Raw genomic sequence first — 21254 nt, forward strand, 5'->3', positions numbered from 1 at the left:
ACACCACCTCCTTTGGGATATCCTGCCATCTTACCGTTCTATGTCTCTTCTTTTCCCGGTCTTTTCTGCCTTCCCCTCCAGCTTCGGCAAATACTCTTTCATTTCATTTATGGCTTGTTTCACCAGCGGGTGTTCTCGGTACCCCCCTATCAGGTTGATCTGCGCTTCACAGATCCGCCCCTCATAGAGGGGCCACCGGATCCGGGAATAATCCGGAATCCTCTCATCATACAGGACAAATCCAATCCCCGGCCCGCAGCTTGTCCCCTTCTTCAAGATTTGCCGATAGGCAGCCACAGCCTGCTCCAGCGTAAGGTTCTCATGGAGTTCCCAATGGTCCGGAAACTCCATACATTGCGCGGCATAGAAGGTAATGCCCGGTACGTGTTTCTGTTTCATATGCTCTCCTTTCCACAGGCCCTTAGTTTTCGCCTGGCGTTGTTGTCATCAAACGATATAGTTTTCCCTTGGGGAATGAGTTCTCGAAGGGCACGATGTTCCCGGCACAGCGGATCAGCCCATGCCCGGCGCTGACATTGGTGATGTAGCTGAGCTGGTTATCGGAAATGTTCAGAAGGTTTGCCAGCTCCTCCCGGTCCGTGCTGGACTGGTTCAGCAGGATCAAAAATTCACTGTTCGCCAGCATGAGCCTTGCCGTATCTGATTTCAAAAGCTCCTCCACGTTCTGGGTCAGCCCGGTCACAAAGCCGTTATATTTCCTTATCCTCTTATAAAGCCGATAGAAAAAGTCCGCACTGTACTGGTACCGGAACAACAGATAGAATTCATCTGCAAAGATCCAGGTCGTCCTGCCCCGCTTCCAGTTCTGGATGACCCGGTTGAAGATGCTGTCCAGCGTTACCAGCATGCCAAGGGGCATCAGCTGCTCGCCCAATTCCCGGATATCATAGGCAATGATGCGGCTTTTCGTATCCACGTTGGTGTGCTGTGCAAAGGTGTTGAGGCTTCCGTTGATGAACAGTTCTGCCGACAGTGCCAGCCCTCTGGCTTCTTCTTCTGGCTGGAGCATCAACTGGCGGTACAAATCTTTCAGTGTCGGTACCTCCCCGGTATAGCCGCCCCGCATATAATCCCGGTAGACATCCGCCGTACAGCGGTCCAGAATGGACTTTTCCTTTGCCGACAGGTTCCCGGCCCCCACCAGCTGCTCGAACAGGGAGAGGATGAACTCTGATTTTTCGATCAGGGGATTTTTGTCATTGCCATAGGCGGAATCCATATCCAGTGCATTCAGATGGGTATTCGAGGTGGCGGATATCTTCACCACTTCCCCCTGCAGCGCCTCCACAAGAGAGCCGAACTCGGATTCCGGGTCCAGGATCAGGATGTCATCTTCTGTGGAAAGCGCCAGATCCACGATCTCTTCCTTTGCGGAAAAGCTCTTCCCGGAGCCGCTCACGCCCAGACGGAAAGAGTTCCCGTTGAGCAGCTTCCTCCGGTCTGCCACCAGCATGTTTTTGCTGACTGCGTTCTGTCCGTAGTAGATGCCCCCGGGCTGCATGATCTCCTGTGTATGGAAGGGGATCAGCACTGCCGTGGACTCTGTGGTCAAGGTGCGCAGGGCATTGATCTTGCGCAGTCCATAAGGAAGGACTGTGTTCAGACCGTCCACTTGCTGCCACTTCAAGACTGCCATCTGGCACAGGTGTTTTCTGGCCACGGACAGCAGGGTATCCGTATCAGAATCCAGCTGTTCCTTGGTGTCTGCCATATGCACCATGGTCAGAAGGCCGAACATCATCCGCTGGTCTCTGGTGGTCAGGTCATCCAGCATTTCCTTGGTCTCCTTTCTCTGGAGCTCCATATCATAGGGAACAATGGCAGAAAAGTTATTGTTGGCGTTCTGCCGCCTCTGCCAGTTGGTCACATTGGTTTCCACGCCCAGCAGCTTGTTCTGGATCTCCCGCACCGCTTCATCCGTAGGGACTGGCAGGATGTCAATGGACAGCATCAGGTCCCGGCTTAAGTCGCACTGCTCCGACACCATGTCATCCTTCACGTAGCTGGCGTAATCCTGCATGAACAGCACCCTCCCAAAGCGTTCCCCTGCCTTGAAATAGTCCTTGTGAAACTCCATGGAGTCCGGGCAGATCCAATCCTTGAAGCTGTGCCCTTTTTGGGCAAATGCTTTCAGGTCAAAAGGGAAGCTCTGGGGCATGTCCGCCCGGAAGAAATCCCGGAAGATCTGCAGCCGTTCCTCTGCGTCCAGCTCCTCCCCCACAGAGGAGAGCTTTGCCAGATGGGTGATGATGTCCGTACCCACACGTGCAAAATACGTCCTCGCCTCGTCAATGTTCTTCTTATGGATGCTGATGGTCAGATACCTTTCCTGATAGATACTGTTGTTTGTGCCGCTGACTTTGGATAAGAGCATTTCGTTATACTCCCTGCGGTACTCATCCAGTCCATCCTCTTTCATCGGAATTAAAAGGGACTGTTCAAATTCCTCTTTGTTGATCCTTCTGTTGTTCAGCGTGATCTTGGCAGATGTGCCGGAATCCAGTGCATTTAAGAGTTCCGAGTAATCAAGGAACATCTCTGTCTTGTCCTCTTTGCTTGCAATGGAATAATTGATATCAGAAAACCGAAAGGTTTTTGAAAATTTATTGCCTGTTTGAAAGATCCCGTCCCGCCAGATCCTGCGGATCGGGATGAACTGCTGTACGGACTTTGGGACTTTGAATTTCTCCCGGTCCATTTTGACTGCCTGATTTAATGTTTTAATCAAACGCATTCCCCCTTCCCTTTTTCTTTACAGGTTTCCTGCTTTTGTTCTGGGCGGCCTTCCTGCGCTTCATAAGGATTTCCGTCCCGTCTTTCCCTGTCTGTTCCCCGGCCCGTATGCCCTCCTCCAGACAGGCGTAATACAGATTTTCCGGTTTGGACACCAGCCTTTTCGGATAGAAAAGTTCCGATTTTATCACTGCCCACAAAAACTGTTCCGCCGTCATCCCGTGGTATTTGAAAAAACCGCAGGCGGCAAAAGGGGCTGCCCCCAAAATACTAAGCCAGCCTGTGAATTCTTCGCCAAGGATATCCCTTGTACCAAAATAAATGCCTATTGCGGCAAGAACCGCCAATAGGGAAAAGGCACACTGCCGGAAATCAAGGCCAAAAAACATGGATTCGTTGTAGTTGCGGATTTCCTTATTCATTTTTACTTCCATCTCTAACGTACCTCCCCTCTGTTTCTTTTTTTCTGTTTGTTTTCCTTTGGCGGCTCATGCAGTTTCCGGTACTTCTCCACACCCTTCTGGTCGAAGCTTGCCAGCCGGTCCAGGTCAAAGGCTACCTTGCGGTATCTGGCATACCCGGAATACCCGGTCTCCGGAAGCACCTTCCCCAGCTTGTGTTTCCGGATAAAATTTAGCTTGCTCTTCTCGGCAAAGGTATCGATATACGCCTCATTTTGTTCCGCCGGCGAGTAGGGGAGGTTGATTGTCAGGTCTGCAAAAGACTCTTTCCTCCCCTCTTCCATATGGCACAGCCCGATATACAGCCGGTCGCCATAAGTGTAAGCCCCTACCTCCAGCATCAGTTCCTCATGTCCAAACTCCCAATCATATCCCAATGTTTTTTGTTCTTCCATACCATTCCTCCCATCGAATGCTCTTTGTTGTTTTTTATAATCCCATGATCTCCTTCACGATCCGGTCGGATGCCTTTACCGCCCCTACCAGTATCAATAAGTTAAACACCAGCTCCCCTACATAATTCCAGACGATCGTCACGGCGGAGAGGCTGGTGTCTCCCACGGCAGGCGGGCTTGCCGCAAATACCGAAAAGATGATGCAGGCCAGGGCGATGACCGCGCCTTCCAGACACACTCCGGCATAAGAACGCAGGAAATTCTTCCCCACAGACTGTGTGGGTTCCCCCGCAAAGCTGGCTATGGGAAGGGGCGCAATGGCCGTATACATATACAGCTTGAACATCCTTCCATAAACAGTCAGTATCATCACAAAGGACAGCACCGTGATAAGGAGGCTGCCCAGCAGCGTCACGATCCACAGGGGGATCGATTCCAGCATGCCCACCGATTCTACTTTCTCTATGATCTCTGCGGGAAGCTCCGTCACACCGCCGTCCCCCATGCCCGAACCGGACATGATCCTGGATATGACTCCCTGCACAATGGAAAAGATGGAATTCATCAGCTCCATCCCATACATGACCGCCCCCTGTGCCAGCGCAAACCGGATAAAGGCTTTTAATGCATGCTCCGGTTTTTTCAGGTCTGTAAAGCTCCCGCAGGTCTTGACAAGGCCCACGGCAAAGAATAAGACCAGCAGGCCGTATCCGATGGCTTTTAACGCATCGTTGATATTTACCATCACGTTCCAGATTCCCCCGCCTTTAAAGGTTTCCGGGTTCTGGGTCAGCAATGTCCATATTTCTGCCAGCTTCTCACTCCATGTCTCCAGCGCCGAATTCAAATTTTGTACGATCCAGTTATCACTCAATCCTTTTCACCTCTTTTCTGCAAAAGTTGATCAATGAGGATGCGCCAGGCATCCCCATCTCCGCTTTGTGGCTATCCCATGATCAGGTCCAGGATTTCTTTTGCAAAGGTGATAATGACCCCTCCTGCCAGTGTCAGAAATCCGTTTGCCCTCTGGCTTGGGTCATGGCTCTTTAGGCTCAGTCCCACCTGTACCACGCCAAACCCCAGCAGGATCAGGCCGATGGCACGGATGAGCGAAAAAATAAAGGTGGACAGGTTATTGACCACCGTCAGCGGATCCCCTGCGGCATAGACGGAGATACCTCCGACCGTGAAAAAGCAGACAGCGCCCACATAACAGCATGCCATCCCTCTCTGCAGCCGCTGTTTCGGTGTGTATTTTTTCTTATCTTCTTTCGCTTCCTTGCTCTTTTTTAAAATTTTAATATTACATTCCTCCCATCTGAAATGACTGGCTGTTTAGCCCGTCACAGAAAAAGGCTCTCCAAGGATATCTTCCTCAGAGAGCAGTTCATAGTCATCGTACCGTGCCGCATCAAATAAAAACCCATCATGAGCCAGGGGAGCCTCTGCATAATTGAAAGGCTTAGCCCCTCCATCCTCTGTATCTTTGATATTCGGATGCCGCATCAGGTCATACTTGCTGTCCATGATGGCCCGCTCGCCCCGGATGAATAAAAGTGCATTGGAATTATCCAGCATCCGGACTTCATCCGGTGTTAAAAGCTCCCTGCCGCTCTGCTGGTAGTTCGTGGAATAGCTGCCGGATCGCCCTTTCGTCTGCCCGTAGGTATTGGTATCGATGGTCTCTTTTCCCAGCAGCTCCGAGACATATTTATGGGTCTCTTTTTCATTGCCGCCCAGATATAAAAACTGATCACAATTGCCCACGAGACTTTCCCAGCTGTCCTTGAACAGCGCCTTAAGCTGGCTCATGTTCTGGATGATGATGCTGCAAAAAATAGAGCGGGAACGGCAGGTCGCCAATATTTTCTCAAACTCATTTGGCAGGGAAACATTCGGGAATTCATCCATAATACAGTTTACAGGTACAGGCAGTTTCCCTCCATGCACACGGTCTGCCACGTAATACAACGTCTGAAACAGCTGGCTGTAGATCATTCCCACCAGATAGTTGAGGCTGGAATCCGCATCCGGGATACAGCAGAACAGGGCCACCTTTTTCTCCCCCATGCTGGCAAGGTCCAGTTCGTCCATACAGGTCAGGCTGGCAATCTGCTTGAGGTTGAAAGCCGCCAGACGTACCCCAACACTGATCAGGATGGACTTTGCCGTCTTCCCTGCCGCCTGTTTGTAAATATGGTACTGCTTCACCGCAATGCTCTGTGGCTCCCGCATCTCCAGCCGCTCAAACAGGATATCAAGAGGAGCCCCATATTCCTCGTCTTCCTCCTTTACCTGTGCAGAGCCCAGCATTTCCATGATCATGGAGAAATTCTGTTCCTCCGGCGGTGCTTCATGGATCAGATACAGCATCAAGGCCTGCAGGAGCGCCGTTTCGCTCTTCTATGGGTGCCACCCCCACAGTTACCTGTGGGGTAGACACTTTTAACGATAGGTAACTCTTTGATATCATCTCCAAGTTTTCCCCCGCCCCAAACCGTGCGCGACAGTTTCCCATCACACGGCTTTCCATCCATATGTTTCCTTTTCTAATTAGTACACAATTCTCAACAAATGACAGACATTGCTATCTGTTCACGATTTCTGAATCTTCTTAACCTATTCAACTTTTCCAATGCTTTCTTGTCCAACTTTAGCTTTTCCACCGCTTTCCTATAGATTTCCGGCTCTGCTCCTTCCAAGGAAATCAAATTTTTCACCTGTGGAATGACCAGTACCAGATTTTGATACTTATCTCTCATTCCAGCCGGCAGATTCCTTTTCCGATGAAGGACACAGTTTTTAACATCCAATTCAACACCACTGACAAAACATTTCCCCTGCTGGGCTACATATAAAGATAAGCGGTTATCGTTCATCTCTATTGTGGCTCCGGGTATTGGGTGCTGCATTAAATATTCGATTTTATCCGCACTGACTGTCCGAATATTACGGTGTATCAGTGCCCTGCCCTCTTTCGTATAGTTATTAACGGCTTTTGGCTTGTACATCGGACTTTTATGCTGTACATATCCAAGCGGTGCTACTGGCAGTCCGTCCACAAATCGTAACTGCTTACTGTCTCCATAGCGGACTGCTATGTACCGTGGCACCATTCGTCTTGTTGATTTCGTTAATCTAGTTCTTAATCGTATTTCCAGGTTCTTTCTGATATTAAAGGCAATCGGGTCTAAATCCTCTTGTATATTTGTTGCATATCGGTAATAATTATGGACTCCCAAAATATATGCATTATACCTGCATACCTTCCGATAGGATTCCTCCATATCTTTAGGGTTCTGTAAGTCCTTTACCAATTCTTTGACTTCCACTTTGATGCGTTCCTTTGCCTTCTGGCTGATATGGGATGTGACTACCCTCTTTTTCCCTTTCTTCCTGACCTTCAGCCTGAATCCAAGAAATTCGGAGTAGTTCTTCCGCAGGTTCACTATCTTTGATTTTTCCTCTGAAATGGATAAATCCAGCCGGTCTTTCAGCCACTTCCTGATAGCGATAAACATACATCTGGCATCTTCATAGTTTCTGCAAAATACCTTAAAATCGTCGGCGTACCGGACAATATAACACTCTTTTAGATTGCTAAATTTCCTAAGAGATTTGATTCTTCCATTGTCTGACACCGTTCCATTAGGACAGATATATTTTGTGAATTCTTTACGCGTTTTCATCCCTTCCCATTGGCTTGTTACCCACCAGTCCAGTTCATTCAGGACTATGTTGGATAATAATGGAGAAAGTATCCCCCCTGTGGTGTACCTTTATCTGGAAAGCCGATTCCAGCAACCTCTCCTTTTAGCATCTTACTCACAATGCATATCAATGACTTATCCCGGATTCCCAGCGTCCACATCTGTTTTAATAGTTTTCCGTGGCTTGCATTATCAAAGAATCCTTTCACATCAATATCTACAACATAGTGCAGATTCATCTGTTGCATCATTTTATAGCATTGTGCAAGTGCATTTTCAGCACTTCGGTTTGGTCTGAATCCATTGCTCCGTTCATGGAACTTTGCTTCACAGATTGGTTCCAACACCTGCTTTATGCACTGCTGTATCAATCTGTCCAGAATAGTTGGTATACCCAGCGGGCGGGTGCCGCCATTTGGCTTAGGTATCTCTTTACGTTTTACAGGCTGTGGGATATAATTCTCCAGCCGTTTCCTTACTGTGAAAATCAGTTTTTTCTCCGGATATTTTTCAATATCTGAGATGGTCATTCCATCCGTACCCGGTGTCTTACTTCCCTTGTTCTTTTTCAGGCTCCTGTATGCAAGTTTGATATTCTCATCCGACTGGATGAGGGATAGCAGTTTCTTGAACTTCCTGCCATCCAGACTTTCTGCATACAGCCTGTCAAAAGACTTCTGAAGGCTGTAATATTCCGCATTACGGAGTTTCTGCCTTTTTCCTATCTGTTCATTTGCTGACAAAGTCGGCTACCTCCTTAGTATCAATTCGATTTATTGATGAAGTTTGCCTCTGTTAGTCATACTCGAACCTTTGTTGATTGTGTAATTCTTGTACTTAAGTTACATACGGACTAACGGCTATCCCTCCACCGTGTTATCCACGGTTTCCACGGTACTGTGCCGTCGCTCTCAGCCGGATAAAGTCAAGTTCCCTCAAATTCCTTTCTTCAATTAGATTTGTTTCCTTGACAACACACCCCTGCAACGGGTTACCATGTGTCCCGACCTTTCCACGTTCCGATATTCCTATCTTTACATATGCTTTTAGGTGCTCCCTATGAGCCTGTATGCTTGGATGTACCTGTAATACATCATGGTATTTCATCTCTGGGAAACTTACTCTACCACACATACGCTACTTCACGTAGCATCGGGCTTTTCTCCCGATTCCCTTTATAGACTCGTACATTCAGTTGTTCGTCATCCATGCATCCGACATGGAATCCTCACCATGAGCATTTTATAGACTCCCGGCCTATCACCCACAGCCACCTCTGGCTTGGTTTGCCGCAACGTGCGTGATCGTCACAGCGGGTGTATACAGCCGACTTCACCGGGCGTTATACCACTGGAAGGATGCACTTCCAGACGCATACCGGAGTATCAGAGCAGGCGTTTCCGGGCGTTACCCCTTCATTCCACCTGTCGGAATATCAGTTCTCTAAGAACTGATTCAGTTTTATATATCAAATCATGTGCGTTCTTATGCCGTAGCTTTTCACTACGGAACGTGTCGCACCCCAGAACGGGTCCTGGGACTGCGACCCTTTTGGCGTGGTGTTCTGGATCAGGTTGGATATCAGGCGCAGCACGTCCTTGTCATCATGGACATACGCAAACGGGTTGTAGCAAAAGGACGTGTCCGGGTTGATCAGGTCGAATACCCGGACTTCATAGCCTTTTTTCTTTAACAGTCCCCCGGTCTTTCGAAGCAGCTCGGCCTTTGGATCAGTAATGATCATGGAACAGTTGCACTGCATGATGTTTGGCAGGGCATACCCTCTGGATTTTCCCGCGCCGGAACCGCCCACCACCAGTACGTTCAGGCACCTGCGGTGCCGATAGGTGTCCAGCCCGATACGGAAATTCTGGGTCATGAGGAGGTTGTGGAAGTAATCCTTATCCTCGTACTTCTTTCGGAGCCTTTTCACATCCCCCCATTTTGCGGAGCCGTGCTCTTCTCCCCGGCGGTAGTTTTTCTGGCTGGAATAATAGATGCCGATCCCCATGCCATAGATTCCGGTACAGATCAGTACCGATTTCAAAGTATACTTGGTCGCATGAAGTGCAAAGGGATGCTCCAGTTTTTGGCTCAGTGCTTCCATGATTCCAAGCAGGTTCTGGCCCGGCTCTATGCAGTCTGCAAAAAGCACCGCTCCCCACCAGACAATGGGTAAAGCAAAAAGCCAGAGTATCCACTCTGACTTTCTGCTCTGTGCTACCGGGACGGCACCTCTTTCTTTTTCTCCGGGCCTCCGGTCTTATGGAACTGATCCACTCCCGGAACCAGTGCCAACGTGCTCCCATTCTCCCATTCCACATGGATCTGCCCGGCATCGTCCACATGGAATACCTTGCCTTTTAACCCGGCCAGCATCTGCGGCTCCCCGTCCATCTCATCCAGACAAATCCGTGTCCCCTCCGGGTAACGCTTCCTTAACTGTTCAATTTTTGCTCTCTCATAATCCAAACACATTCCTCCTTCCTACTCGTCCGGTATTTCCCACTGCCCGTGATTGTAAACAGTGTCTGTCAGTTCAATCGGATAGGGGGATGATTAGTCCCCCTTCCAGTCGAGTAAGTAAGAGGACTTTCACCTCAAACTTCTCCCGGAACCGTACGTGAAAGTCTCCTTTCATACGGCTCTTATCATTCAACAATACGAATATAAATTGCTCCAGTGAGCAAACAGTTTTGGCTCTCGCTGTCTCACGGTGTAGAGCCATTTCTCTGCTCTACGTCGTCTACCTCGAAAGTTCTTGTACTTACACATAGCCCATTTCACAAGTCTTCTTTCAATACATTGTAACGTTCCCTTCATTGCCGATGGATTGAACTTACCAAAATAGTTCATCCAACCACGAATTAAGGGATTCAGCATTTCTGCTATGATGTCTATTTTGCACCCTGTCCTCTTATGAACTTCCATAGCCTTTATTTTTTCTCGAAAGCTTTTAGATGAAGAGTTGCTTACAGATGCAATAAAGTTATGTCTGATTTTTCCATCTTTACACATGATGTATACTGCTTTGAATGTATAACCAAGAAAATCGAACTCTGTAAGTTCTTCCTCCCTGGTTCTGTCCTTATCCTTACAATACACTATTCTTGTTTTAATAGGATGCAGTTCTAGCTTACATTCCTCAAGTCTATTTGCTAACTTTTCTTTTATGAAGATAGCTTCCTCTTTTGTACGGCAATGTATTAATCCATCATCCGCATATCTTTCAAATGGTGCTTGTGGGAAATTTCTTTCCATCCACATATCGAATACATAATGCAAAAACATGTTTGCTAAAACTGGACTTATTACTCCTCCTTGTGGTGTCCCAGACAATCTCTCAATTACATGCCCCTCTCTTGTTACAAACGGAATTTCTAGCCATCGTTTTATATAGAGACATATCCATTCTTCTTTTACATGCCTTGCTACAACCTTCATTAGAAGTTCATGATCGATGTTATCGAACAATCCTTTTACATCTAATTCAATGACATAATCATATCTCCAACATCGCTTTCTTGCTGTTGCTATTGCATCAATTGCAGACTTGTTTGGTCTGTACCCATATGAGTCATCGCAAAACATGGGCTCTACCACAGGTTCTACATACATTCTTGCAGCCATCTGTGCAATTCTATCTGTAATAGTTGGTATGCCCAATCTCCTGGTTCCACCAGTTTTCTTTGGTATTTCTACCGCTAATACCGGAGATGGAAAATAACTTCCTGAACTCATTCGATTCCATATCTTATATAGATTATTATTCAGTTTCTTTTCAAACTGTTCAAAATCTATACCATCAATTCCCGCACTTCCTTTGTTTGCTTTTACTCTCTTATAAGCTTCAATAACCACTTTCTTTGGTATTTCGTATTGTTTGCTCTCGCTCATCAAATCCTCCTAGTTTCCTAGTTGTTTTCAGTATCAAGCAGAATGATGTTACCCCTTTGCTCCATTGTCATTACAACAACTTCAACACTACTACGAGTAACTCCGCCCCTGTAGAATACGTCTCTACTTTCGACCTTATCTTTCTGTGACTTGAATCTTTTCGATTTTCATTATTCTACAGGTTCCCATGTTTCACACAGAAGCCTGATACATGCTCATGCCATCTTAATGCCGTTCCACGGATGGTCAGCTTTACAGGTTTCCTCCATCCTCATCCTTACTCAGTGGTGAAAAGTAAGTTTTGCAGAAATCTTACGCTTTCGACACTTCTTCAATGGTTCATTTTCATTCATCTTCATGTATCATATCTGATTGTTTGTACAACCTTTTCTCTAATCGCTCACTACCATGACCTGAATCACAGCAGCATTAGAGTGATTTGACAGGCTTGCCTGTTCAATTCCTGTCGAAGGACCTACCTTCATCTTCTGTATGCCTTGCATGGCACACCACCACCTGGCATACCGTTCGGTACCAAGGCGGTTCAATAGTTTACACGTACTTTTAGATAGCGGGTTGACATGGATGGATATCCAAGTCTGTCCACTATTATTTTCTTAGTGAGTGCCGAGTTCAACATAGCCGCCGCCCTCCACACTCCCTTCCGGCAGTTCGCCATTTCATGTACTTTCCACTCTGGCAGATGTAGCGCCCGAAGCATCTTGTATCTCGTGCGCACCTTCTTCCATTGCTTCCAGTATACTGCCCGGATTCTATGGCGCAGCCATTCATCCGTCTGTTCCATCAGGTTTTTCATATCTGCATATCGGTAATAGTTTATCCATCCCCTTGCATAGCTTCGGAGTTTCTCTTCCCTTACCTCATTGCTCCATTTATTCCCTCTGGTCGTCAGTTCCCTCAATTTATTCCGCATTTTCTCCACTGATTTCGGGTGTACCCACATCCGGCATTTTCCCTTATGTCTGTAGAATGCGTATCCAAGATATTTTATCTTGCTTATATGTCTTACTGCCGTTTTCTGGAGATTGACTTTCAGAAACAGTTTTTTCGTGATAAACGGCACAATGTTCTCTAACGTCCGCTCTGCGCTTTTCTTGCTTTTGCATAGTATCAGACAGTCATCGGCATACCTCACAAATTTATGTCCCCTTCGTTTCAGTTCCTTATCCAGCTCGTTCAGCATCACATTTCCACACAACGGACTCAATGGCCCGCCTTGCGGCACGCCCTCCGGTGTCGCGTGGAATCCGCCATCTTCCATGACCCCGGCGTTCAGGTATTTGTGTATCAACGAGATGACCCTCCCGTCTTTCACCGTCCTCGACAGTACCTCGATCAGTTTGCTGTGGTTCACGGTGTCAAAGTAGGATTGTAAGTCCATACTCACTGCATACACATAGCCCTCATTGATGTATTCCCTACATCTTCCCAACGCTTCATGCGCACTTCTGCCTGGTCGGAATCCGAAGCTGTTATCCGAAAACTGTTCCTCATAAATAGGGGTTAGTTCCTGTGCGATTGCCTGTTGGATTACCCTGTCCACTACCGTGGGTACTCCTAATTTTCTCAATTTTCCTTTCTCCTCTTTGGGTATTTCTACCCTTCGTACTGGGTTGGGTTTATATTTCCCTTCCCTTACCTGTTCCACGATCTCGGCCTGGTGTTTTCTCAGGTAGGGCAGAAGTCCATCTACCTGCATACCGTCGATTCCGCCTGCGCCTTTGTTCGCTTTCACTTTCTTATAGGCGGCGTTTAGATTGTCACTTCTAAGAATCGTGTCTAACAGGTTGTCCATCCAAAAGTCCGTGTGGGTGTCAGGGTTTCCGGTAATCCTTCCATGGGCGTACACTCCTGCTTGCTCTTTCTGTTCCGCAGGTACCATCCGCAGGTAGTCCTCTATATGAAGTTGTCTGTACTTAATTCCATGTCCGGTTTCCATTTGAAAATGACATCTCCTATTGTTCAGTCCTTCCCGGTACGTTTGCAACCATCCCGGTACTATGACCTCTGCTGACTTCTCACGGCAAGCTTTACTCCGTGGTAACGAATGTTTTATCGCCTTTTCCACGTCCGTGAGACCTCCCCGGGTACTCACACGTTCTTTCCCTCCATGTCCCCACCATTTTTACTGTGTCGGATTCCGCGCAGTTATTGGACTTTGGCTTGTTTAGCAGCCTTATCCTCCGTGTTCAGCCTGAAATGGTTTCTGTGCGTTGGGGCAGAGGTTTGCCTGCACCTTCCTTCAGCCCTCTTAAACCTCACGGCGAGAACCTTGGTGTTCAGCTATATCCTTCCCACTGCCGGGTGGATTCGGGACTTTCACCCGTTAGAACGTGCGCCCGCCGGGCGCACTAAAAAGGTGCAGACAGAAAGGTTTCCCCTTTCCCATCTGCACCTTCTCGTTTTCCTTCTCACCGAACTGCACATCGTTTATATTTTGCCTTTAATATTTTATAAAACACCACATCGATCCCATCCGCATACCTCCCAGCGGCCAGATAAGTATCCCTGAGTTTATTCAGCGCTTCAATAACTTTCTTGTACTCACTGTCTGTCATAAACAGCTTCGTATCTTGATAATCTACCAGCTTCAGCACCAGATTTCTGGTTTCCTCTACGGACACTCCTTTTGCTTTTTCTTCCCGGAACACATCCCGCAGGGCAACTAAAAGCATGTTTTTCATGATCTCATCCATTTTTACGCATCGTTGTTTTTCCATATATGCCAGCCTCCGTTTCCACAACATACCACAGGATTTCAGGAATATCTACTGTTATTCTCTAAAAAAGCCAACAAATATCAGCGTTCCGGCTGGCTCTTTGCTTTCGTGGTTTTTGCTTTTTTTCCTTCTCCCACATGGAACTCATCGGCAACAAATTCCTGCTCCGGGCGTCCCAGATTCCTGTCCATATGCTTCTCTATGGTATAGGCGGCATTTTTGACGTCATTGATGAAGTCACGCAGCTCTTTTGGGTCACGGCTTCCGTATTCCTGCATCTGGCAGACCCTGTCAAACTGGAACGCGGAATTTTCCACCCCGTATTTCTGTGCCACCACATAGGCCGCACAAAAGGCCGGAGCCGATACCTTTCCCCTGCTGTAGGTTCCGTTACGCATATCCATAGACGCACAGGCCAGTTCCCGGTTGATGGCGTGGAACGTGGTGACCTCCCCCATGCCGTTCCTGACATAAATGGAGCGCTGGGCAGGGATATACTGTGCCTGCACCCCTTCCGGCAGGTTATCCGCGATCTGAATCCGGACTTCTGATTCGGTAAGCAGCGCCCCCATCAGTTCATCCATGGATTTCTGCGGCGCTGCCTCCGGCTGCTTCATCCGGATCTGGCTGATATCATAGGACTTGGCAATGCTGTATCCCTGCATCGTCACCCCGTCCTTCTCATATTCATTCCCTGCAAGGAAGCGGTAGCCTTTCCCCCGCTCCTCCGGACGGATGGAATGCCCTTCCTCCCGAATCTTCTCATAGGTCTTTACCTGCCGGATCTCCGGGTTCTGGCTGTACAATAGCAGCAGGTTGGCCGTCCGCTGGGGCGTACACTGTGCCATGAAGTTGAGAAACCCTTTCAGGGATTCCCCATCCTTGAACACATCCTGCGACTTGGCGTCCACCTCCGCCCAGACCTCTTCCCGCTCCTGTTTCTTCATGGCGGCGTATTCTTCCTTTGACATCCTCTGTTCCCCCTGTGCGGGGGCTTCGGATCCCTGATTTAAATATTTATTCAAGTCCATATGGCATTACCTTCCTTTCGTTTTTGCTTTTTTCTTCCGGCGGCCGGCAGAGCGGTTCTTTCCCCTCTGCTTCTTCCGACTTTTGGCCTGTCTCTGTTTCTCCTTCTGCCCCTCCTTGATCTTGCTCAGTTCTTCCCGGACAGAGGGCTTCTCAGTCGTTTCCTGCCCGGTAGAAATATCGCTGCTGCGCAAGGAAGGTTCGGACGGACTCTTTGCGTCTTCCTCCTGCGCCTGCGTAAAATTTTCTTCTTTTGGGATATCAAAATTAAAATCCTGCTCAGCGTCAAAGATTTCAAACTGTACTTCTCCTTCCGGCATCTGTACCGTCTCTGTCTTGGTTTCCGCTTCCAGCCCTATCTCATCTGCCACTTCATGGGTGAGCTGGCCGCTTTGGGCTTCTGTAAAGTCAAGGTTCATCTTATCCATGACACGGTTGACCTTTGCGGCGTCATCGGCATACACCATGATCTCGCACGTCTCCGGGTCTTTTTTGTCTCTGATGATGACATAGAGAAGCCCCCTCTTTTTCCCTTCCTCACAGAACTCTTTCAGCCGGTCCTTGGGGACCGTGAAAAATTTCAGCGGCTTATTCTCCTTTAACATGCGCACCACACGGGTCCTGCCCATGCTCTTTTTATTGTCCGTCAGTACGGCATAGAAAAAGGCGGCCAGATGCTGTGCCCCTCTTCCGGAAAGGCGCAGGATCTTATCCGCCCCGTCAAATGCCAGTTTCCCGCCTGCCTCCAGACCCTCCATGCTGTATTTCACGATCTGGTCTGCGGCGTCACCTCCAAGGTTCATGCAATCACCTCTCTTCCTTCTTTTCCTTCCTGTTTTCTGCTTCTGCTTTTTGCTGTCCGGCTTCTTTCTCCCACTGCTCCATCTCCTGTAATCTGCGCTCTATCTCGACGGAATGCACCTGTATCCGGCTGCACATCCGTATTTCTTTTCGGATTGGCTTTAGAGCCTCTTTGATCTCTCCGATCCGTTCCGACTGCGGCTTGGTGCGGTAGAGCCGCCTGCGCTCCTTCATAAGCAGAAGCGCCTCTTCCTCCAAGGGTTCCCGGTAGGCCTGCAGCTGCTCTCTGGTGGTGATCCCGTGCTTTTTAAGGAAGTCCAACTGTTCGATGCGCTGGTCTAATTTCCGTATATCTGCCCGGAGGGAGTAAGAATGACTGGAAGTCTTTCTCCCCCAGATCCCCAGCCGGTACATGTAAAAATAATAGAGAGCCTGCAGGCCGGCAGCTTTTTTGTGCGGCTTGTTCCCGCCTCCTTTCCCAGCCTGCTTTTGTAAACGCCCCAGCTGCAAGCCTCCCGGCTGCAGAATCCATACCCGGAGGGCTTCCTCCGTATATTTTTCCCCAAGGCTCTTTAGACGGACATACCGCTCCATTCCCGGAGCCTTCAGGGAAATGTATTTTCTGCCCAGCTTCCACTCATATCCTTTTGCTTCCATCTGATGCAGGAACTGTCTCCACGTAAAGCTCATCTGCACCGCTTCCCGGATATCCATGCGTATCCCGGTGCGCCACGTTGGTTTTCCGTCCCTTTCTGCCTGCCACTGGGCATAGGACATCCCCTTCCCATTTGTCTGGATCACGGAAAGCCCGTATTTCCTGCACAGGCCGTCCGACATTCTTCGGATGTCCTCGTAGTAGCTCCTGCTGTTGCTGTGATATTTATGGCCGTCTTCCATGCTCACGGAGTTAAACACGATATGGTTATGGTAATGGCTGGTGTTTAAGTGTGTTGTAATGACGGTCTCAAACTGCCCCTTTAATAACTGCTCTGCCAGTTCAAGCCCTATGAGATGTGCCAGCTCCGGGGTGACTTCCCCTTCGGCAAAACTCTGGATCAGATGGTAGCCCTGCACCCCTCCGGTTTTGTGGAACCGTTTCTTGGTGGCTGCCATATCCTCGAATGCCGTCTCACAAGTACAGCCGATGCAGTCTTCAAACACCGCCGCTTCTGTTTTCTCCCGGTTCATGGCATAGGAAATGGCCTCTTCCAGTGACCCGGCCTGTTCCGGTTTTTTCGTAGTCTTCTCCTTATCCTGCACATAGTCAATGGAGTTGTCCAGGCGGTGGACGGGAATGATGCTCGTATAGGCCATAAGGCACTACCATTCCTCTTTCAACAGCTGCCAGACTTCCCTTGCGATCCGGGTCATCTCCCTTACGCTCTCCTGACTGGCAGCCCCGGAAGCATTTGCCACATGGGCAAGCTGGTTGGCATTGTTGCAAAGCCCGGCTGTCTTGCGGAGCAGGTCCGCATGATGCTCACAGGGCTTCGCCTTAACCTCCCCGCCCATGATTAAAGTGCGCAGATACTCTTCCCTTGGGAATCCGCTCTTTGCTGCCTGCTCATCCAGATACCGCAGTTCTCTGGCATTGAGCCGGACCGGGATCACATGGTTTCTTTTCCTCATCTCATCACCTGCCTCTCTCTTTCTGTTGCGGCAACGGCCGGTATGCGATCCCCCGTTCTTCCATGTGCTCTGCAAAATCCAGAGCCTGCCAGAGTGTTCCATTGACTTTCATATGCTCATCATCCACGTAATTACAGCTACAGACCTGCTTATCTCCATTTCCGGCAATCAGTTCCAGATATCCTCCATCCGGGATAAAAAACAGCCGGTTCGCATCTTTATCCAGAAAGCAGATTTTTCTCTCATGTTTCTTTTTTTCAAACAATGCCGCCATCTGCTCGTCTTCCCTTTTTCCTGCAACTGCCAGCGCCATAAACAGCACGCCTATCGTTCCTCCAAGTGCGCATCCCACTGCCATTCCAATTCCAAACATCACATTTCTCCTTTTCTTCTATATCCGGGGGTTTGGGGGTCTCCCCAAAGTGCGTTTGGATATCCAAACGCTATGCTTGCAAAACCAGTCGCACCAGCAAGTCTGTGGTACCGACTCCCCGACACTTTCTAAGATTCATTTTCTTTGATTTTGACCAGCCCGTCCAAAGTGGTACAGATGATATGCAGCCGGTCCGCCATGCTGATCTCCGTATTCATGGTTCCGGTGACCTCCCGTCCGCAGACCACCACCATCCGGCATCTCTTTAATATCAGATGGGACATCCGGTTCAATGCCTGCAGATCCTCGGCTTCACTTTCATCTAAAAACGGTGCGAAGCCAAATCGGGGACAGATGGGGACGTAACCCATCTCATAAATCTTCCGGCAGTATTTCTGTATCTTTGTCCGGCTCTCCTCCGGTGAACAGCATACATATGCCAATGCCTGTTCCATGCGATCCCTCCCTTCCTGTGCATCCACATGGATGCCTTGTTTTATTGGGGATAAGATTTCAGGGCATCCATGTGGATGCCCTGACTACCGCTCCCTGTCTTCTTTGCTGCATTTTCTCACTCTATTGGTAGCGCCTCTGTATTCGTATACCTCATTTCCCAAGACCTCTTCCGGCCGGACTTCATTCTGGTTGATCTCCCGTACCACGTCACGCAGCTCCTTCACGTCCATCATGACCAGCCCTTTCGGCAAAATGATGCTCTCATGGAGGCTGGAGGGCAGGATGTAAAAATCTTCACCCAGCCTTTTTCGTACTGCTTTCAGTACATCGGGATACAGAAGGACAGTTGCTCCATATTCCCGTTTTTCATTGCTCAGGACATACAGGGGGGATACACCTTCTGTCTCCGGCGCTTCTGCACCCTCCCCCATGATAAGCTCCGCGATTACATCACCCATAGCGGAGAATACGGCTTTGTTCCGGCTCTGCGTGTTCTCCAGCGCCTTTTGGAACAAAACGGATTTTGGGATCTTCCACTGCTCTGCCATCTTGTTTGTCACCTGAGCCTGCATGGTGCCCTCCCTATCACTTTGCAGTTCTATAAACAGCACCTCTGCTCCCATGGGATGCATTTTATAAGGGCCGCGCCTGTAATATGCCTGATTCTTTTCCCTGCTCACAAGCCTTACCTGAATCCTGTCTTTCACTGTTTCATAATCCGTGAAAAATGTTTCATCAATCTGGGGAATCTTCTGGTCTTGGTAGGCGCTGATCAATTCCCTGCTGATCTCTTCCAGGGGTTTCCCCCTAAGATACGATTGATAGGGCTTGTCCAGATAGATCACCGCAGCCATGCTGCTGTCTTCCTTCCTGACAGACAGGCCCCATAAGATGGCATTGTTTTTCTGGTTCTGCATCACCTCGCAGTGGTAGGTCCCCTGCTGGTTCAGTTCCCTTTGGACTTCCTGACACAGCCGCTCCTGAAATTCCTGATACGACATCTTACTTTCCATCTGGTTCCTCCCCTTTCTGCTCTTCTGCCTGTAATGCATAGGCCACCCGGTCCGTTCCCAGCTGATAGTACGCATCTGTCACCTCGATGCCCACGGCCTGATAGCCTTCCTTCACCGCACCGAGGATGGTGGTCCCGGCTCCGGCAAAGGGATCTAAGATCAGGCCTCCCGGCTCGCAGATCTGCACCACATCCCGCATCAGCTGCAGCGGCTTCTCCGTCACATGGATCCGGTTCTGGGGATTCCCATAGCGGAACACGCCGGGCAGGCAGGACACCGGGCGGCTTATGGGCATCGGCCCGTTGCTTCCCCATACGATGTACTCTGCCTGCTGGCGGAAACGTCCTTTTTGCGGCCGGGAATTCTGTTTATCCCAGACAGCCGTCCCACGCCAGATCCATCCAGCCCACTGCAGGGCATCTGTGATGGACGGATACTGCCGCCAGTCGATAAAAAGGCAGATAGGGGCGCCGGTCTTACAGGCTTTCCGCACATCATACAGCCATTCAGCCATCCAGTGGGTCCAGGAACGCTGGTCCTTATTATCCCCGTCAAAATCCGGCAGGGCATTCTCCTGCCTCATGCTGCTGTACTTCTGGTTTGTGGTGCGGTTCCTCTCATTCTGCTTTGTCCCGCCGCTGGCATAGGGCGGGTCCGTGATTACGGCGTCAAACACACCGGGCCGAAAGGCTTTGACCAGCTTTAACGTATCCCCGTGGAAAATTTCCCAATTCACGCCTCCCCGGTGTTCCTCCGTAAGCATCCCTTCTTTCATCAATGTCTCCAGTTCCAGTTTATTTCCCAATAGGCATCATCCTTTCCATTTCTGTTCTGTTAACGTTCCAGATCTTTCTTTTTCTTCCTGCCTTGCGGATAATCTTTCGGCGGCTTCAGCTCTCTTGTCTTCACCAGGACATGTCTTTCCCTGTTTTCCAGAATGAATAGATCGGCTGTCGGATTGACCAGCTTTTCCCCCGGAAGAACGAGGTCTTTGACTACAAATCGTCCGCGGACTTCCCCGTAAACATGGCTGTCTCCGGCAATCAAAGGCGAAAGACCGTCCAGAATACTCTCAGAGATAACGGCATCTCCTGCCACCCTTGCCCGGTCCTTGATCTCACCGCTTCTGATGCAGCACTGCCCTTCCGCAGCTGCCCGGTCGAACAGGCAGGCATCTCCTGTTATGAGTGCAGAATCCCTTGCCAGCGTGCCGTCGAACATCCCGGCCTCTTTTTCCACCACAGCGTCCCCACAGCAGATGGCCTGATCATAGATCCAGCATCCTCCATCCTGTGAAAGATTCGCTTCCGATTCAACAAAGCCGCCAAGCGTCCCTGCCTCCACCTGTTCGTTGATCCGGACAAGCGCCCGGACCCTACGGAGCCATGGATATTTGGGATGGCAAATGTCTGTGATCTCATATTTCTTTTGCTTTTCCGGCAAATGCGCTGGCGGTTCCTCATACTTCTGGCTCAAAGCCTGCACATCCTGTTTTATTTTGGCTTCTGTTTTTTCCTGAATCTGAACTGGCTCTTTCTGGTAAAAATGCACATGCAGGATCCCTCCGCCCACCTTGACCTCTCTTTGTTCAAACCCTTCTCCCCAGCCATCGCTGTACTGGCCGGTGATGTATTCACACAACTGCTTTAGTTCCGGCTCTTCCAAAAATTCCTGCAGGGTCAGGGTGGTACAGCCATACAAGGTGTTTTCTACCTTTTTGACGGACACGACCGCACATTTCACCTTCTTACGGATCGTGTCCTCCCCGTAAAAATAGTCCATCAGGTTGCAGGGCGGATGGTCCGTCCCTAAGTTATTTTCCCGGTCCACCATAGCCTGAATCGCTTCCTGATACGGGACAAGGTCTGCACCATCCAGCATCTCCCCTCCCCAGTCATAGTCATATTCTCCGTCTGGTTCGTCTGGATAAAATTCGCCCCTTAACGGAGTCAAAAGCTCTATCTGCGGTATCTTTTGTTCTCCCTTTCTCATTGT

At 49.2% G+C, this 21254-nt stretch carries 21 protein-coding genes and 1 pseudogene; all 22 read right to left on the reverse strand.

The annotated features are described in order from the left end of the window. Positions 1 to 30: 30 nt before the first annotated feature. The 22 genes and pseudogenes from A4V09_RS07300 to A4V09_RS25230 all read right to left on the reverse strand — a co-directional run bounded on the left by A4V09_RS07300 (position 31) and on the right by A4V09_RS25230 (position 21251). Positions 31 to 399: a hypothetical protein gene (locus A4V09_RS07300; protein WP_065541771.1), complete on the reverse strand. Its 369-nt coding sequence runs from the start codon at positions 397 to 399 to the stop codon at positions 31 to 33. Positions 400 to 421: 22 nt separating this feature from the next. Beyond that, positions 422 to 2749 carry a VirB4-like conjugal transfer ATPase, CD1110 family gene (locus A4V09_RS07305; protein ID WP_330396521.1) on the reverse strand — a complete coding sequence of 776 codons (2328 nt, stop codon included), beginning with the start codon at positions 2747 to 2749 and terminating at the stop codon, positions 422 to 424. Further along, on the reverse strand, positions 2742 to 3188 hold the full coding sequence (locus tag A4V09_RS07310; protein WP_065541773.1) for a PrgI family protein: 447 nt from the start codon (positions 3186 to 3188) through the stop codon (positions 2742 to 2744). Before A4V09_RS07310 ends, A4V09_RS07305 begins: the two co-directional genes overlap by 8 nt. Before the next feature lie 2 nt (positions 3189 to 3190). After that, positions 3191 to 3610, reverse strand: a complete 420-nt coding sequence (locus A4V09_RS07315) for a DUF4313 domain-containing protein (protein WP_065541774.1) — start codon at positions 3608 to 3610, stop codon at positions 3191 to 3193. A 34-nt stretch (positions 3611 to 3644) separates the two neighbouring features. Beyond that, a complete protein-coding gene (locus A4V09_RS07320; RefSeq protein ID WP_065541775.1) occupies positions 3645 to 4484 on the reverse strand; it encodes a VirB6/TrbL-like conjugal transfer protein, CD1112 family in 840 nt (279 codons plus the stop codon). A gap of 71 nt (positions 4485 to 4555) precedes the next feature. After that, positions 4556 to 4834 carry a glutamyl-tRNA amidotransferase gene (locus A4V09_RS07325; protein WP_242964014.1) on the reverse strand — a complete coding sequence of 93 codons (279 nt, stop codon included), beginning with the start codon at positions 4832 to 4834 and terminating at the stop codon, positions 4556 to 4558. 111 nt (positions 4835 to 4945) lie between these two features. Next, the gene (locus A4V09_RS07330; protein WP_084043471.1) at positions 4946 to 5983 is read right to left on the reverse strand and encodes a VirD4-like conjugal transfer protein, CD1115 family; all 1038 of its coding nucleotides are present in this window, start codon (positions 5981 to 5983) and stop codon (positions 4946 to 4948) included. Positions 5984 to 6177: 194 nt separating this feature from the next. Beyond that, positions 6178 to 7850 (reverse strand): annotated as a pseudogene (ltrA, locus tag A4V09_RS26385) (group II intron reverse transcriptase/maturase). Positions 7851 to 8788: 938 nt separating this feature from the next. Beyond that, positions 8789 to 9475, reverse strand: a complete 687-nt coding sequence (locus A4V09_RS07350) for a type IV secretory system conjugative DNA transfer family protein (RefSeq protein ID WP_330396523.1) — start codon at positions 9473 to 9475, stop codon at positions 8789 to 8791. Between the two features lie 65 nt (positions 9476 to 9540). Then, the gene (locus A4V09_RS07355) at positions 9541 to 9798 is read right to left on the reverse strand and encodes a DUF4314 domain-containing protein (protein ID WP_065541779.1); all 258 of its coding nucleotides are present in this window, start codon (positions 9796 to 9798) and stop codon (positions 9541 to 9543) included. Between the two features lie 177 nt (positions 9799 to 9975). Next, entirely contained in the window at positions 9976 to 11217 is a 1242-nt protein-coding gene (gene ltrA / locus A4V09_RS07360) for a group II intron reverse transcriptase/maturase (protein ID WP_065540556.1), read from the reverse strand. 544 nt (positions 11218 to 11761) lie between these two features. Continuing rightward, positions 11762 to 13177 (reverse strand): group II intron reverse transcriptase/maturase, encoded by a 1416-nt coding sequence (ltrA, locus tag A4V09_RS07365; protein WP_065541780.1) that lies wholly within the window; start codon positions 13175 to 13177, stop codon positions 11762 to 11764. 472 nt (positions 13178 to 13649) lie between these two features. After that, positions 13650 to 13958 carry a hypothetical protein gene (locus tag A4V09_RS07370; protein ID WP_065541781.1) on the reverse strand — a complete coding sequence of 103 codons (309 nt, stop codon included), beginning with the start codon at positions 13956 to 13958 and terminating at the stop codon, positions 13650 to 13652. Between the two features lie 80 nt (positions 13959 to 14038). Continuing rightward, a complete protein-coding gene (locus tag A4V09_RS07375; protein ID WP_065541782.1) occupies positions 14039 to 14989 on the reverse strand; it encodes an ArdC-like ssDNA-binding domain-containing protein in 951 nt (316 codons plus the stop codon). Between the two features lie 6 nt (positions 14990 to 14995). Beyond that, positions 14996 to 15790, reverse strand: coding sequence for a PcfB family protein (locus A4V09_RS07380; protein WP_065541783.1), 795 nt, complete (start codon positions 15788 to 15790; stop codon positions 14996 to 14998). 4 nt (positions 15791 to 15794) lie between these two features. After that, positions 15795 to 17102, reverse strand: a complete 1308-nt coding sequence (locus A4V09_RS07385; protein ID WP_065541784.1) for a relaxase/mobilization nuclease domain-containing protein — start codon at positions 17100 to 17102, stop codon at positions 15795 to 15797. A gap of 6 nt (positions 17103 to 17108) precedes the next feature. After that, positions 17109 to 17417, reverse strand: coding sequence for a plasmid mobilization protein (locus tag A4V09_RS07390; protein WP_065541785.1), 309 nt, complete (start codon positions 17415 to 17417; stop codon positions 17109 to 17111). Positions 17418 to 17421: 4 nt separating this feature from the next. Then, positions 17422 to 17790, reverse strand: a complete 369-nt coding sequence (locus A4V09_RS07395; RefSeq protein ID WP_065541786.1) for a hypothetical protein — start codon at positions 17788 to 17790, stop codon at positions 17422 to 17424. 128 nt (positions 17791 to 17918) lie between these two features. Next, entirely contained in the window at positions 17919 to 18245 is a 327-nt protein-coding gene (locus tag A4V09_RS07400) for a DUF7768 domain-containing protein (RefSeq protein ID WP_065541787.1), read from the reverse strand. 84 nt (positions 18246 to 18329) lie between these two features. Beyond that, positions 18330 to 19259, reverse strand: coding sequence for a DUF5688 family protein (locus A4V09_RS07405; RefSeq protein ID WP_065541788.1), 930 nt, complete (start codon positions 19257 to 19259; stop codon positions 18330 to 18332). Continuing rightward, positions 19249 to 20064 carry a DNA-methyltransferase gene (locus A4V09_RS07410; RefSeq protein WP_065541789.1) on the reverse strand — a complete coding sequence of 272 codons (816 nt, stop codon included), beginning with the start codon at positions 20062 to 20064 and terminating at the stop codon, positions 19249 to 19251. Before A4V09_RS07410 ends, A4V09_RS07405 begins: the two co-directional genes overlap by 11 nt. A gap of 29 nt (positions 20065 to 20093) precedes the next feature. Continuing rightward, positions 20094 to 21251 carry a hypothetical protein gene (locus A4V09_RS25230; protein ID WP_242964016.1) on the reverse strand — a complete coding sequence of 386 codons (1158 nt, stop codon included), beginning with the start codon at positions 21249 to 21251 and terminating at the stop codon, positions 20094 to 20096. Positions 21252 to 21254: the final 3 nt, after the last annotated feature.

Source organism: Blautia pseudococcoides (genome assembly GCF_001689125.2).
Classification (GTDB): Bacteria; Bacillota; Clostridia; order Lachnospirales; family Lachnospiraceae; genus Blautia; species Blautia pseudococcoides.

Coding starts and splice junctions, on each gene's coding strand:
- A4V09_RS07300 (WP_065541771.1), bottom strand. CDS start 399: ATGAAACAGAAACACGTACCGGGCATTACCTTCTATGCCGCGCAATGT.
- A4V09_RS07380 (WP_065541783.1), bottom strand. CDS start 15,790: ATGAACCTTGGAGGTGACGCCGCAGACCAGATCGTGAAATACAGCATG.
- A4V09_RS07370 (WP_065541781.1), bottom strand. CDS start 13,958: ATGGAAAAACAACGATGCGTAAAAATGGATGAGATCATGAAAAACATG.
- A4V09_RS07315 (WP_065541774.1), bottom strand. CDS start 3,610: ATGGAAGAACAAAAAACATTGGGATATGATTGGGAGTTTGGACATGAG.
- A4V09_RS07405 (WP_065541788.1), bottom strand. CDS start 19,259: ATGGAAAGTAAGATGTCGTATCAGGAATTTCAGGAGCGGCTGTGTCAG.
- A4V09_RS07330 (WP_084043471.1), bottom strand. CDS start 5,983: ATGCTGTATCTGATCCATGAAGCACCGCCGGAGGAACAGAATTTCTCC.
- A4V09_RS25230 (WP_242964016.1), bottom strand. CDS start 21,251: ATGAGAAAGGGAGAACAAAAGATACCGCAGATAGAGCTTTTGACTCCG.
- A4V09_RS07395 (WP_065541786.1), bottom strand. CDS start 17,790: ATGTTTGGAATTGGAATGGCAGTGGGATGCGCACTTGGAGGAACGATA.
- A4V09_RS07375 (WP_065541782.1), bottom strand. CDS start 14,989: ATGGACTTGAATAAATATTTAAATCAGGGATCCGAAGCCCCCGCACAG.
- ltrA (WP_065540556.1), bottom strand. CDS start 11,217: ATGAGCGAGAGCAAACAATACGAAATACCAAAGAAAGTGGTTATTGAA.
- A4V09_RS07400 (WP_065541787.1), bottom strand. CDS start 18,245: ATGGAACAGGCATTGGCATATGTATGCTGTTCACCGGAGGAGAGCCGG.
- ltrA (WP_065541780.1), bottom strand. CDS start 13,177: ATGGAAACCGGACATGGAATTAAGTACAGACAACTTCATATAGAGGAC.
- A4V09_RS07385 (WP_065541784.1), bottom strand. CDS start 17,102: ATGGCCTATACGAGCATCATTCCCGTCCACCGCCTGGACAACTCCATT.
- A4V09_RS07355 (WP_065541779.1), bottom strand. CDS start 9,798: ATGTGTTTGGATTATGAGAGAGCAAAAATTGAACAGTTAAGGAAGCGT.
- A4V09_RS07390 (WP_065541785.1), bottom strand. CDS start 17,417: ATGAGGAAAAGAAACCATGTGATCCCGGTCCGGCTCAATGCCAGAGAA.
- A4V09_RS07310 (WP_065541773.1), bottom strand. CDS start 3,188: ATGGAAGTAAAAATGAATAAGGAAATCCGCAACTACAACGAATCCATG.
- A4V09_RS07325 (WP_242964014.1), bottom strand. CDS start 4,834: ATGGCATGCTGTTATGTGGGCGCTGTCTGCTTTTTCACGGTCGGAGGT.